Below are 12,600 nucleotides of genomic sequence, written 5' to 3' on the forward strand. Positions count from 1 at the left end.
GCGCCGTGGCCGCCTGGAGGCCAGCCGCAACCAGGCGGGCCTGGCACAGCTAACTCAGTATCAGACTGATATTCGATTGTTCGCCTATGTCTCGTTCCCGCCGTAGTGAACGGTCAGGGCTGCCAGGCTCTTGTAAACTCTGCCCTCAGGGGCGGCCGAGGGTGGAGGCCGTGGCTCCGGCCTGCGTGACAATGGCGGGCCGGACGAATCCCTTCAAACGTGAATACGGCACGTTAATTCTTCGTCCCCGTTCAGTCCCGTCGCAGCCGAGTTCGGCGTATCCGGTGACGACGAAGGCCAGGCCGTCCTTCGTCGGCAATGGCAGCAGTCTTCGCGGGACGAGGTCATCCGCGGTGATGGGAAAGCCCTTGTAGCAGATCGCACCGGGCGGAGTCTGGGCGGCGGACTCCGGTTCGTTCTGGCTCTGGACGATCGTCCGGGCCAGCTCACGGATTCCCGGCTTGGACAGGGCGGTGGAAAGCAGCAGATCGCGGGCGCCCAGGCGCCGTCCGGTCGTCAGGTCGAGGACGACGCCGGTTCCGAAGACATATCCGGAGGCGGTGCCCTCGACGAGCAGGTCATAGTAGACGGAGAGAAGTCGCGGCCCGCGAAGCCCGAAGTTCGCGACGGCGGTGCCCCGCCAGTTCTCGCCGTCAGGTCGCGGCCCATATCGCTGGATGTCCGCCATCCACGGACGGGTAAGGGAGTTCACCGTCTCGCGGAGGGCGGCGTTGATCCTGTTCTCGACGGCGGAATCACGAATGCCGTCCACGGTGACGTATTGCGTCGTCACGTCTGCCGCGCGGTCCCGCTGGACCGACGACATCAACGAAATGCGCACCTGCTGAACTCCAGGGGCGGGGCGCGCTGACTCGCCGCTCTTGTCGCGAGTGGCGACGTACGCGCCCGTTCCACCAGCGATGGCCACGGTGGCGCCCGCGACAGCCGCGGCGATCTTGCCGCCAACGCCGCCCCCGACACCGGCGAGGACGCCCGTTCCAGCCGTAGCCCCGCCGGCGGCCGACCCGCCGATACTCGCCGCCACCAGGGGGAACAGTGCGGCCATGCTCACGGCGACGCCGGCCAGCGCCCGCACACCGCGCTGCTCCCACGCCGCCCCGTACGCGGAGACGGCGGCGCGTTCGAGTTCGTCCACCAGCGCCATCGCGTCGCGCGGACGTTGTTCCGGGTCCTTGGCCATGCCCTGTTCCAGTATTGGGCGCATTGCCTCCGGAACGTCTTCTGCGGGAATCGGCGCGGTGAGATGCCGCCCCATCAACTCCGCCCGTCCGGACGCGGGATAGGGCCGGCGCCCAGTCAGGCATTCGAAGAACACGCAGGTGGCGGCATAAACGTCGGTGGCCGGAGCGGCCGGTTCCCCGCGCCATTGTTCGGGCGCCATATAGGCGGGGGTTCCCACCTTGGACTGATCGCCCGCCAGCGCCGCCACGCCGAAGTCGATGAGCTTGCTCAAGCCGTCCGCCTGGACGACCACATTCGCCGGCTTGTAGTCGCGGTGGACCACTCCGGCCGCGTGCGCGGCGGCAAGCCCCAATAATGAGCCCTTGAGCACCAGCAGCGACGCCTCCGGAGTGAGCGCCCCGTGCTCGGCCAGGACTCTTTTCAGCGAGACGCCGTCGACAGCCTCCATCACGATCGCCGCGCCCTGCTCACTTTCCACCATGCGATAAAGCCGGGCCACGTGCGGATCGGACACCTGGCCCAGCATCGCCGCCTCGGCGCGCAGGCCGCGCAGCGCCTCGGCGTCGCCGGGACGGCGGGTCAGATATTTGATCGCCACCGGTGTCCCCGAGGTGCGGTGCCGGGCGAGCACGACCCGTCCCTGCGCGCCCGATCCCAATTCCCGCACCTCGACGAAATCGGCCACCCGCCAATCGTCCGCCATCGCCCGCCTCCCGCCCAGACGACTACACCGCACGCCACGCTTCGGTCAACGGCCGATCAGCCGATGAGGGAGCCGAGTACTGCGCGGCCGGAGACGCCGAGCTTTGTGTAAGCGCGTCCCATCTGGTTGTCGACCGTCCGGCCCGAAGGGGACAGCCGACCGACGCCGCCACAGGGATCGCCGCCCGGCAACTCGGCTGGTCCTTCACCGGCGCGGAGTGTCCTCAGCCTGTAGCTGGAGCAACCACGCTTGGGCGCTCAATGCCGCCGAAGTCTGTCCGGTAGGAGGGCCTAGCGACTCCACAGCTCTGTATGACGCGTCGTGCGCCGGTTTGAAACCGCTACGGCGTCCACCCGAGACCGGCTCCAAGTGCCACCCCATCCAATGCCCGCCTAACCATCCCGCGTGCGCGGGGCCGACTTCTCCGGGCGTTCGGTCCACGCACGGAGATCATGCTCGGGATATCTGCACTCCTTGCGTCTTCATCGCCGTGCCGCTGCAGTTCCTTTTACGGCACTGGCGTCAGAGGCGCGCGGCGATGTGGTCGGTGAGGTCGGCGAGGCGGCAGGTGTAGCCCCATTCGTTGTCGTACCAGCCGAAGACCTTCACCAGCTCGCCGCTGGACTGGGTGAGAGGGGCGTCGAAGACGCAGGAGGCCGGGTCGCCGATCACGTCGCGGGACACGATCGGGTGGGTGTTGTACCGGACGATCCCGTCGAGCGCTCCGGTGGCCGCCGCGGCGAAGGCGTCGTTGATCTCCTGCGCGGTCGCCGGACGTTCCAGCAGGCAGGCCAGGTCGACCAGGGAGCCGTCCTCGATGGGGACGCGCAGGGCCATGCCGTCGAAGCGTCCGGCCAGCTCGGGGATCACCATGCCGACGGAGCGGGCGGCGCCGGTGCTGGTGGGGATGAGGTTCACGGCGGCGGAGCGGGCGCGGTGCAGGTCCTTGTGCGGGGAGTCCAGCAGGTTCTGGTCGTTGGTGTACCCGTGGACGGTCGTCATGTAGCCCTTGACCACGCCGAACGCGTCGTGCAGGACCTTGGCCATGGGCGCGACGCAGTTGGTCGTGCAGGACGCGTTGGAGATGACGGTGTGGTGGTCGGGGTCGTAGACGCGCTCGTTGACGCCCATGACGATGGTGGCGTCCACGTCCTTGCCGGGAGCGGAGACGATGACCTTGCGGGCGCCGGACTTCAGGTGCGCGGCGGCGTCCTCGCGGCGCCGGAACCGGCCGGTCGACTCGATCACGATCTCGGCTCCGACCGCGCCCCAGTCCAGGTCGGCGGGGTCGCGGTGCGCGGTCACGGGGATGCGGCGTCCGTCGACGATCAGGGCGGTGTCGTCGTGGTCGACCGTGCGGCCGAGGCGGCCGTAGGTGGAGTCGTACATCAGCAGGTGCGCGAGGGTGGCGGTATCGGTGATGTCGTTGATCGCGGCGACCTCCTGGCCGCGTTCCAGGGCCAGGCGCAGGTAGTTGCGGCCGATACGGCCGAATCCATTGATCCCTATTGGAGTGGTCATCTCGTCTCCCGTGGGCGCTGTTCGTCTTCACTTCCAGGCTCTGTCTGCCGGGTGGAACGGCGCCAGGGACCTTCGTCGCGGCGAACCGTTCCCTGTACTGGACGACGAGGGACGTTCGTCCCTGGAGGCACGCGGGGCCGTGGATGTGCACTGTCAATGAGTGGGGGAAGCCCGGTCGAACGGCATGGAGAAGCGGGTGACCGCGCACCGTGCATCATGTGACGCCGCTTGAGCGGCGCAGGACTTCCCCCACTCCGCCGGACGCCGATGGCGGGAGGGCAGCACGGCCTGTGCGGGACGCCGATTTCCCCTGGCCGGACTCTCGCCGGCGGCAAGTCGCGGAGGCTCGTCCCGATCGGGAGGGCCAGATGGACGCACGCGCTCGTCCACCACGCGCACTGCCCGATCGTCATCGTCCCCGCGACGGGCGAAACCGCGCGGTGAGCGCGACACCGAAAGGCCCGGCTTAGGCCGGGCCTTTCGTCGTTTGCGCCGTGGGGAGGCGGTTCAGGCGGCCGCCTTGTGCCTCTCACCGGTTGGGGACGGCCCTACTCGCCTGCCCGTAACGCGCTGGGACGAGATGCGTATGAATTCGGGGGATGGTCCGCTGATCCAGGCGTCGAGCGCTCTGCGGGCGTGGTCGCCCGGATCGCGGACGGCCCGTGCCCGTCCGACGACGGTGACCGTCCAGCCCGCCGGGCCGGTGGTGCCCAGGTCGTCGGCCTCGAAGGCCACGATCGCGCCGCCGGTGGCGGCGGCCAGACCCGACGCGGGCGGGACGCACACGACCACGTCGCCGCCGTCCAGGACGAAACCGACCGGCATCACCGCGGGCAACGCCTGCTCGGTGAAGACGACCCTGCCCACCTTCGCCGTGCCCATCAGGTCAAGGCACTCGCCTCGCGTCAGGCTCTGCGGCCCGTCCTTCAGGTCCTTCATGACTCCATCGTCTGTTTTCGCCGGTGTGGGGGGCAGGGGCCATCGTCAGCGGCACGGACGCCGTCCCGTCCCCTTCATAAAGGACCAAGGTCCGTCTTCGTTCGGTCAGGCGTGGCCGTCCCGCAAAGGGCTCTGCCACGACGTGCCGGGCTGGATCTCGATGTCCTCGGTGCCGTAGGAGATGCGGATGGGGGAGGCCGCGCTGGGGCGGAGGGCGACGCGGATCAGGTCCCGGCGGCAGGTCAGGTCGATGCCCCAGTGGCCCCGGTAGCGCAGGCCGAGGCGTAGCTCGCCGACCGCGGGAGGCAGGCGCGGCGCGAGACGGAGCGTCCCTCCGTCGGTGCTGATCCCGGCGTGGCAGCGCTGGACGAGGTCGACGGTTCCGGCCATCGCGCCCAGGTGGACGCCCTCGGGAGTGGTGCCGTGCTGGGCGTCGGTGAGGTCGCCGCGCAGCGTCTCCAGGAAGATCTTCCAGGCTTCGCCGCCGTCGGTGTGGGCGAGGATCCAGGCGTGCACCAGCGAGCTGAGCGTCGACCCGTCGCAGGTGCGCGGCAGGTAGTAGGCGATCGTCCGCTCGGCCAGGGCGGGGCCGTGCGCGTAGCCGAGGCGGCGCAGGACGTCGTCGAGTTCGCCCGGCGACAGCACGTAGAAGAGCATGAGCACGTCGGCCTGTTTGGACGCCTTGTAGCGGTTGGGCGAGTCGCCTTCGGCTTCGAGGATCCGGTCCAGCCTGCGGATGTCGCCGTAGCGTTCGCGGTAGCCGTCCCAGTCCAGTTCAGCCAGGTCGGCGTAGCCGTCGAACTGGCTGATCACGCCGTCGTGGAACGGGATGTGCATCTTGGCGGCGACGTCCTCGAACCGGGTGATCTCCTCGCGGGTCAGCGCGAGCCGTTCGCGCAGCTCGGCGCCGCGGTCCTCGGGCAGCAGGCCGAGCGCGTCCAGCGTCCGGCGGATCACCCATACCGCGAGGACGTTGGTGTAGGCGTTGTCGTCCAGGCCGGGGGTGTCGCGTCCCGGGAGAGCGTCGTGGTATTCGTCGGGGCCCATGACGCCGCGGATCCGGTACCGGTCGGTGGAGCGGTCGTAGTCGGCCAGGTCGGCGAAGAACCGGGAGACCTCCAGCATGATCTCGGCGCCGTACTCGGCGAGGAACTCGGCGTCGCCGGTCGCCTCGTGGTAGCGCCACACGTTGTGGGCGACCGTGAGCCCGACGTGCCGCTGCAGGTGCGTGTGGTCGGGCAGCCAGCGTCCCGAACGCGGATTGAGGTGGACGCGCTGGGTCTCCTCGCGTCCGTCCGCCGCGCTCTGCCACGGGTACATGGCCCCGCGGCGCCCGGCGGCGGCCGCGGCGCGCCGTGCCGCGGGCAGCCGCCGCCACCGGTACATCAGCAGCGCGCGGGCGATCTCGGGGAACCGCATGGTCAGGAACGGCAGGATGAACAGCTCGTCCCAGAAGACGTGGCCGCGGTACGCCTCGCCGTGCAGGCCGCGGGCGGGGACGCCGACGTCCAGGTCGACGCTGTGCTCCGACACGGTCTGCAGCAGGTGGAAGATGTGCAGGTTCAGGACGCGCTGCACCTCCACCTGGTCGACGCTGAGCTGGCACCGCCGCCACAGCCGCGTCCATGCGAGCGTGTGCCTGCCCAGCAGGGCGTCGAAGCAGCCCGCCCCGGTGACGGCCGCGAGCGCGGCCTCTCCGCATTCCTCGACCGCGCGGTCGCGCGAGGTGAACACGGCCACGACCTTCTCGACCGTGACCGGCGTGTTCTCCTGGACGTCGACGGCCAGGTCCTGCGCGGCCCATCCGCGCTCGGCCAGGTCGGTGCGGTGGGCCGGGACGGTCGTCCGGGTGCGGGCCGCCATCGCGATCCGGATCCGCGACGAGATCGTCGACGCGCGCAGGAGCAGCAGTTCCGGATCGTCTTGCGGCGCCGGCTCTTCCCGTGTCAGATGGTCGCCTGGCAGGTTCCGGTACCGCTCGACGCCCGCGTTGACGACCCGTCCGTCCAGCGCGGTGCGGATCAGCAGCGGACCGGACCAGTCCTCGGCGACGATCGTGGTCTCCAGCGCAGCGAGGTGCGGGTCGGCCATGGACACGATCCGGCGCTGCGCGAGGCGGAACGTCCGCCCGGCCCGGTCGCGCACCCGCGCGAGGCGGGTCAGGACGCCGCGCCGGAGGTCGAGTTCCTGCCGGTAGGAGAGAATCCTGCCCTCCCGGTGGGCGGCGTCGGCGTCGAGCCATTCGCCGTCGGCGGCGCGGAAGGCCAACGGAAGCCAGTTCGGCATGTTCACGAGGTCGGCGTTGTCGGTGCGGCGCCCGCCGATCTCGGCCGGGAGCCGGTCGTAGCAGCCCGCGACGTACGTTCCGGGGTAGTGGACGCCGTCGGCCGACGACTCGGGTGCCGCGCCGCGGGTGGCGAAGCAGCCGTTGCCGAGGGTGCACAGCGCCTCACGCAACCCCTCCGCGTCGGGGGCGTAGCCGTCGTAGGTCAGGACCCAGCGGCTCATGACGTCTCCTCAGGCCGTCGTCCTTCCAGGCCTCTCCTCAGGGCCTGCCCTGTGGGGCAAAGTTCTCACTGAACAGTCGCGCCCGGCAGGAGCGGACGCCCTGGGGTGCGCGGGACCTTCGACCCTCCAAACGAGGCTCTGACCTCCTGACACTTGTAATCAGAGCGCCATTTCGGGGAAGGAGGCCCGTCGATGGTTGCACTCCCAAGGGCTCAACGGACCAACGTCCTCCTCGGCTACGACGGAACCGAGGAGAACGACGTGGCGCTGGGCTGGGCGGTCGAGGAGGCCCGGCTGCGCGGGCTCGATCTGACGATCTGCCACTGCTGGCACTGGCCCTACCCGGAAGGGCACGTGGACCCGGCCGTCCAGGCGATCGTCCAGCGTGCGGGGGAGAACCTGCTGCGCCAGGGCGCGCGGCGGGCCGTCGACCTGGGTGCGCCCAAGGAGGTCCACACGCTGCTGAGACGAGAGCCGGTGTGCGAGACCCTGGTGTGCGAGTCCGACGACGCGGAGCTGATCGTGATCGGTTCGCACGAGCGGCACCGGCTGCCCGCCGGGTCGACGGCGGTGGAGCTGCCCGCGCTCACGCATCGTCCGGTGATCGCCGTCCGGCGGTCGGACGGACCGCGCGGGCTCGTCGTGGTCGGGGTCGACGGGTCCGAGGGCGCGGACGCGGCGCTCGGCTTCGCGATCGAAGAGGCCGCGCTGCGCGAATGCGATCTGCGCGTGGTCTACGGAGCCTGGGAACCCGGCGCCGTGCCGGACTGGGAACTGCCGCTCTTCACCGACAAGGACGAACTGGTACGGGCCCGGTCCGCCCAGCTCGAAGAGGTCGTCCATCCCTGGTGTCAGCGCTACCCGAAGGTCCATGTGGAGCTCTCGCTGTTGCTGGAGCGTCCGAGGCAAGCGCTTCTGGGGGCGGCGAGCGGCGCGGACCTGCTGGTGGTGGGAGACCGCGGGACCGGCGGCGTGGACCCGTTGCTTCTGGGCGCGACCAGCTCGGCGATGCTGCACCACGCTCCGTGCACGGTCGCGATCGTTCCGCCACTCCGGTAGGCCGCCGAGCGCGCCACCTGATCGACAGGGACGCGCCCGGGTTGGAACGACGATGTTGGTGGGCCACGTTGTTGGTGGGCCACGGTCAATCAGGGCCTATCCGGCTCCGGTCCGGGTGCCCCGGGGTCTGGGGGAGTACCGGCTCGACTCGGTACAGGGAGGGCATGCCCGCGCTGCGCGGTGCGATCTCGCGGTGTGTACCGGCGAGGGCGGCGATCAGGTCACGGGCGGTGACCAGCCCGACGAGGGCGCCGTGTTCGTCGGTCACGGGAATGTAGTCGGTGCCCGCGTCCAGCATGGCCCGGGCCGCCTCGGCCACGGCGGACTCCGGGCGCACCGCGGCGGGGCGGCGGTGCGGCAGGAGGGTGGTCACGGGACGCCGGGCGTCGCGTGGCGTGGTGGCGTTCCAGGCGGCGGTGAGGGTCTGGGCGTCGATGACGCCCAGGAAGCCGCCCTGGACGTCGGCGACCGGCAGGTGGTGCACCTCGGCCTTGCACATCAGCTCCCAGGCCATGAGGACCGACTCGTCCTCGGCGATGGTGAGCAGGTCGCGGGTCATCAGTTCGGCGACGGTGCGCTGCTCCAGTGGCTCGGTCATGGCTCCCCCTCTTCGGCCCTGTGCCGCCCGTAAAGGTGCATGTTCCCCAATCGCTGCGGGAGGCCGTCCTCAACGCAGCTTGGCGAGCCGCTCGTCGTACTCCTCGGTGCTGATCTCGCCGCGCGCGTACCGCTCGGCGAGGAGCTCCCGGGCGCGTTCCCGCCCCGTCGGCGGCTCGGCACGGCGCTGCGTCGCGGCCCGGACGACCAGCCATACGGCCGCACCGATCACGGCGATCCAGAACAGCATCATCAGCGTTCCCCACAGCCACATCCAGCCGGACCAGCCGTCGTTTCCCATATGCCCCCAGCGGTCGCCCTGTCCGGCGATCGCCAGCGCGTATCCGATGTTCATGGCGGAACCTCCTGACGTCTCCAGCCTGAGTCCCGCGTGCGCCCGCTCCCAGGGCCGAAGGTCCCTCGGATCGCCGGACCCACGCCTCTGACAGACGTGTCCGCGGACGGTGAGGCTCAGAGGAAGGAGGTGGACGAGAATGGACGGACGAGAGGTCCTGGTCGGTTTCGACGCTTCACCCGCCGCCGCGAGCGCGGTCCGCTGGGCGGCCGCCGAGGCGGCCCTGCGAGGGTCGCCCCTGCGGGTGTGCCATGCGTGGCACTGGCCGTATCCGCGGCGTTCCGAGGACGGTGACGCGCTGGACATCGTCCGGCGCATGGGCAGCCTGACGCTGGACGACGGCGTCCGGCTCGCCCGGGAGACCGCGCCGGGCCTGGACGTGCGGCCCGTGCTGCTTCGCGGCACGCCGTCCGGTGCGCTGCTGGCCGCGTCGGCGGACGCGGCGCTGATCGTGGTCGGCGCCCGGGGGACGGGCGGCTTCGACAAGCTCCCGCTGGGGTCGGCGGCCGTGCACGTCCCGGCGCACGCCGAGCGTCCGGTGGTCGTCGTGCCCGCCCGGGAGGGGCCCGAGCGCGCGAAGCGGATCGTCGTGGGGATCGACGGCTCCTCGGCCAGCGAGGCCGCGCTGCGCTTCGCCCTGCGGGAGGCGCGCCTGCGGGACGCCGTGGTGACGCTGGTGTGCGCGTGGTGGGACCCCGGCGCACTCCCGGGACCCGACAGGCTTCCGTTCACCGATCCCCAGGCCGTCAAGGAACAGGCCAAGGCGCGCTTCACCAGCTCCGTCGGTCCGTGCCTGGTCGACTATCCCGACGTCGCGATCGAGGAACGGTTCGTGAGGGAGCACGCCGGACGCGTCCTGGCCGACAACGCCCGGGACGCGACACTGCTGGTGGTCGGCGACCACGGGATCGGGTCGTCCCCCACGACCCTGCTCGGCGCCGTCACCAGGACCGTGCTGCACGAGCTGCCGAGCCCCGTCGCGGTCGTCCACGAGGACGACCCGGAATCGGAGGAGTCATGATGCGAGTGCTGGTGGCGTACGCGTCCGAACGCGGCGGGACCGCCGAGATCGCCGACTGGATCGGCGCCGCGCTGCGCGAGGCGGGCCTGGACGCCGACGTCCGCCCGGCCGGGGAGGTCGCGGCGCTGGACGGCTACGACGCCGCCGTCGTCGGCGGCGCCCTGTACGCGGGGCGGTGGCATCGGGAGGCGCGGCATTTCGTCCGCCACCATGGGGACGCGCTCGCGCATCGCCCGGTGTGGCTGTTCAGCAGCGGACCGCTCGACCACAGCGCCGAGGAGAGGCGGATCGATCCGACGTCGGGTGTCGCCAAGTTCGCCCGGCGGCTGAACGCCCGCGGCCACGCCACCTTCGGCGGACGCCTCTCCCCGGACGCCCGGGGATTCCTGGCATCCAAGATCGCCAAGAGGTCGAGCGGCGACTTCCGGGACCGCGACCAGGTCACCGAGTGGGCGGGCGGCATCGTCCGGCAGCTGCGCGGAGCCGAGGTATGAGCGCCCGCGCCGGACGACCTCGTGGTTCCCCGGAATGGTGCCCATGGCGCGAAGCGGGCTGGCGCTCTGGGGCCTTACCCCTCAACATTTGGTCGGCAATACTTGCGGTGTGGCTGAGGAATCTGGCACAGGCCGGGACAGGGCGCGGCTCATCCTGCCGCAGCTGCAACTGGACGATCTGCTGACGGAGTTGCAGGCGCGGTTGGAGGCGGCGCGGTCGACGCGGGACCGTGTGCACGCGCTGCTGGAGGCCGTGGTCTCGGTGGGCAGCGAGCTGGATCTGGAGTCGGTGCTGCGGCGGATCACCGAGGCCGCGATCACGCTGGTGGACGCCCGTTACGGTGCGCTGGGCGTGATCGCTGAGGAGGGGGAGCGGCTGGTCCAGTTCGTCACGGTCGGTGTCGGTGAGGACGAGATCGAGGCGATCGGGCACTGGCCGGAGGGCCACGGGATCCTGGGGCTGCTGATCCGCGAGCCGCATCCGTTGCGGTTGCCTGACCTGGGAGGTCATCCCGCGTCCAGCGGTTTCCCGGCGAACCATCCGCCGATGCGGTCGTTCCTGGGCGTTCCGATCCGGGTGCGGGACGAGGTGTTCGGCAACCTGTACCTGACCGAGAAGGCGGGCGGCGGGGAGTTCGACCAGGAGGACGAGGTCGTCGTGACCGCGCTGGCGACGGCGGCCGGGGTGGCGATCGAGAACGCGCGGCTGTATGAGGAGACGCGGCGGCGGGAGCGGTGGCTGGAGGCGTCCGGGGAGATCTCCACGGCGCTGTTGTCGGGGACTGATCCGTATGAGGTGACCGCGCTGGTCGCGCAGCGCGCCCGGGAGATCGCCGACGCCGACCTGGCGACGGTGGCACTGCTTGAGGAGGGCGGCACGCACTTCCTGGTGGAGTCCGCGCACGGAGAGGGTGCGGAGGGGCTCGAAGGGCTGCGGGTGCCGCTGGACCATTCGGTCGCCGGTCCGGTCTTCGCCGAGGGTGTCGCGTTGCGGTTGGCGGATGGAAGCAAGGCGGCGCAGGAGGCGGGCGTCCCGGTTCACGTGCCGATCGGGCCGCTGCTGGTGGTGCCCCTCGGGCTGGGCGCTTCGGCGCGCGGGGTGCTGTCGGTGATCAACGCGCCCGGCGGCGCGGTGTTCTCGGCGGGGACGCAGCGGCTGCTGGAGGCGTTCGCCGGGCAGGCCGCGGTCGCGCTGGAGCTGGCCGAGCGGCGCCGGGACACCGAGCGGTTGACGCTGCTGGAGGATCGCGACCGGATCGCCCGGGATCTCCACGACACGGTGATCCAGCGGTTGTTCGCGACCGCGATGGGGTTGATGGCGGCGATGAAGCTCGTCCAGCACAAGGAGGTCGCTGTGCGGGTGCAGCGCGCCGTGGACGACCTGGACGACACCATCCGGCAGATCCGCTCGTCCATCTTCGCGTTGCAGGGCCCCGAGGTCGAGGAGTCGCTGCGCAGCCGCCTGCACGCGCTGGTGGACGCCGCGACCGAGCAGCTCGGGTTCGCGCCGTCGGTCAGGCTGGACGGGCTGCTGGACACGGTGGTCGACGACGAGACCGGTGAGCATCTGCTGGCCGTGGTGCGGGAGGCGCTGTCCAACGTCGCCCGGCACGCGCGGGCGACGGAGGCGGTCCTGAAGATCGACGTCGGCGACGACGTCACGGTTCTGGTCGAGGACGACGGCGTCGGCATCCCCGAAGGCGGACGCCGCAGCGGCCTGCGCAACATCGATGAGCGGGCCAGAGGATTGGGCGGTTTCTGCACGGCCAAGCCACGGCCCGGCGGGGGAACGGTGCTGTCCTGGTGCGTCCCGCTCAAGGAGGCGTGACCGGGGGCGATCCCACATCGTCCAGAGCGACCGTGCCTGACCACTGAAGCGCCCCCAATGCGGCGTCATGAGCCTGTCGCGTCGCCGTCTCCGGGACCTTGGTCCCGGAGACGGTGCACCGAACGGACCTGCAGCGCAGGTCAGCGGTGGAGTTGAGTCATAGGTGAAGGCTCAACGACATGATGGAAGGTGAGAGGCGATGGCGCTCTCCGAGCACAAGACCCACGTGGGACGGGACACCCTGGTCCGGGTCGTGCGGCCCCGGCCGCTGACCGAGTCGCCCGCCGCTCGCTACGTCTGGGCGCTGGCCCGGCTGGCGCTCGGCTGGGTGTTCGCCTGGGCGTTCCTGGACAAGCTGTTCGGGCTCGGCCA

The 12,600-nt window shown here is 70.9% G+C and carries 10 protein-coding genes; 4 read left to right on the forward strand and 6 right to left on the reverse strand.

The features are described from left to right. Positions 1-145 precede the first annotated feature (145 nt). The 4 genes from FXF68_RS42320 to FXF68_RS13735 all read right to left on the reverse strand — a co-directional run bounded on the left by FXF68_RS42320 (position 146) and on the right by FXF68_RS13735 (position 6,874). Entirely contained in the window at positions 146-1,906 is a 1,761-nt protein-coding gene (locus FXF68_RS42320; protein ID WP_187437905.1) for a serine/threonine-protein kinase, read from the reverse strand. A 522-nt stretch (positions 1,907-2,428) separates the two neighbouring features. Continuing rightward, entirely contained in the window at positions 2,429-3,427 is a 999-nt protein-coding gene (gene gap, locus FXF68_RS13725; protein WP_148759291.1) for a type I glyceraldehyde-3-phosphate dehydrogenase, read from the reverse strand. Between the two features lie 507 nt (positions 3,428-3,934). After that, positions 3,935-4,366 (reverse strand): pyridoxamine 5'-phosphate oxidase family protein, encoded by a 432-nt coding sequence (locus FXF68_RS13730; protein WP_148759292.1) that lies wholly within the window; start codon positions 4,364-4,366, stop codon positions 3,935-3,937. A 105-nt stretch (positions 4,367-4,471) separates the two neighbouring features. Then, on the reverse strand, positions 4,472-6,874 hold the full coding sequence (locus tag FXF68_RS13735) for a glycoside hydrolase family 65 protein (RefSeq protein ID WP_148759293.1): 2,403 nt from the start codon (positions 6,872-6,874) through the stop codon (positions 4,472-4,474). A gap of 192 nt (positions 6,875-7,066) precedes the next feature. Between FXF68_RS13735 and FXF68_RS13740 the strand changes: the two genes are divergently transcribed. After that, on the forward strand, positions 7,067-7,933 hold the full coding sequence (locus tag FXF68_RS13740; RefSeq protein ID WP_148759294.1) for a universal stress protein: 867 nt from the start codon (positions 7,067-7,069) through the stop codon (positions 7,931-7,933). 85 nt (positions 7,934-8,018) lie between these two features. Here FXF68_RS13740 and FXF68_RS13745 read toward each other — a convergent pair whose 3' ends face one another. Together FXF68_RS13745 and FXF68_RS13750 are read right to left on the reverse strand one after the other, a co-directional pair. Next, a complete protein-coding gene (locus FXF68_RS13745) occupies positions 8,019-8,531 on the reverse strand; it encodes a CBS domain-containing protein (protein ID WP_148759295.1) in 513 nt (170 codons plus the stop codon). A 69-nt stretch (positions 8,532-8,600) separates the two neighbouring features. Continuing rightward, positions 8,601-8,885 carry an SHOCT domain-containing protein gene (locus FXF68_RS13750; RefSeq protein WP_222869915.1) on the reverse strand — a complete coding sequence of 95 codons (285 nt, stop codon included), beginning with the start codon at positions 8,883-8,885 and terminating at the stop codon, positions 8,601-8,603. Between the two features lie 139 nt (positions 8,886-9,024). Between FXF68_RS13750 and FXF68_RS13755 the strand changes: the two genes are divergently transcribed. The 3 genes from FXF68_RS13755 to FXF68_RS13765 all read left to right on the forward strand — a co-directional run bounded on the left by FXF68_RS13755 (position 9,025) and on the right by FXF68_RS13765 (position 12,228). After that, entirely contained in the window at positions 9,025-9,906 is an 882-nt protein-coding gene (locus FXF68_RS13755) for a universal stress protein (RefSeq protein ID WP_148759296.1), read from the forward strand. Continuing rightward, positions 9,903-10,400 carry a flavodoxin domain-containing protein gene (locus FXF68_RS13760; RefSeq protein ID WP_222869916.1) on the forward strand — a complete coding sequence of 166 codons (498 nt, stop codon included), beginning with the start codon at positions 9,903-9,905 and terminating at the stop codon, positions 10,398-10,400. Before FXF68_RS13755 ends, FXF68_RS13760 begins: the two co-directional genes overlap by 4 nt. A 109-nt stretch (positions 10,401-10,509) precedes the next feature. Further along, complete coding sequence (locus FXF68_RS13765) at positions 10,510-12,228, forward strand: sensor histidine kinase (protein ID WP_148759297.1); 1,719 nt, start codon at positions 10,510-10,512, stop codon at positions 12,226-12,228. Positions 12,229-12,600 lie beyond the last annotated feature (372 nt).

It is taken from the genome of Actinomadura decatromicini, from assembly GCF_008121305.1.
Classification (GTDB): Bacteria; Actinomycetota; Actinomycetes; order Streptosporangiales; family Streptosporangiaceae; genus Spirillospora; species Spirillospora syzygii.

Coding starts and splice junctions, on each gene's coding strand:
- FXF68_RS13745 (WP_148759295.1), bottom strand. CDS start 8,531: ATGACCGAGCCACTGGAGCAGCGCACCGTCGCCGAACTGATGACCCGC.
- FXF68_RS13760 (WP_222869916.1), top strand. CDS start 9,903: ATGATGCGAGTGCTGGTGGCGTACGCGTCCGAACGCGGCGGGACCGCC.
- gap (WP_148759291.1), bottom strand. CDS start 3,427: ATGACCACTCCAATAGGGATCAATGGATTCGGCCGTATCGGCCGCAAC.
- FXF68_RS13755 (WP_148759296.1), top strand. CDS start 9,025: ATGGACGGACGAGAGGTCCTGGTCGGTTTCGACGCTTCACCCGCCGCC.
- FXF68_RS13740 (WP_148759294.1), top strand. CDS start 7,067: ATGGTTGCACTCCCAAGGGCTCAACGGACCAACGTCCTCCTCGGCTAC.
- FXF68_RS42320 (WP_187437905.1), bottom strand. CDS start 1,906: ATGGCGGACGATTGGCGGGTGGCCGATTTCGTCGAGGTGCGGGAATTG.
- FXF68_RS13750 (WP_222869915.1), bottom strand. CDS start 8,885: ATGAACATCGGATACGCGCTGGCGATCGCCGGACAGGGCGACCGCTGG.
- FXF68_RS13735 (WP_148759293.1), bottom strand. CDS start 6,874: ATGAGCCGCTGGGTCCTGACCTACGACGGCTACGCCCCCGACGCGGAG.
- FXF68_RS13730 (WP_148759292.1), bottom strand. CDS start 4,366: ATGAAGGACCTGAAGGACGGGCCGCAGAGCCTGACGCGAGGCGAGTGC.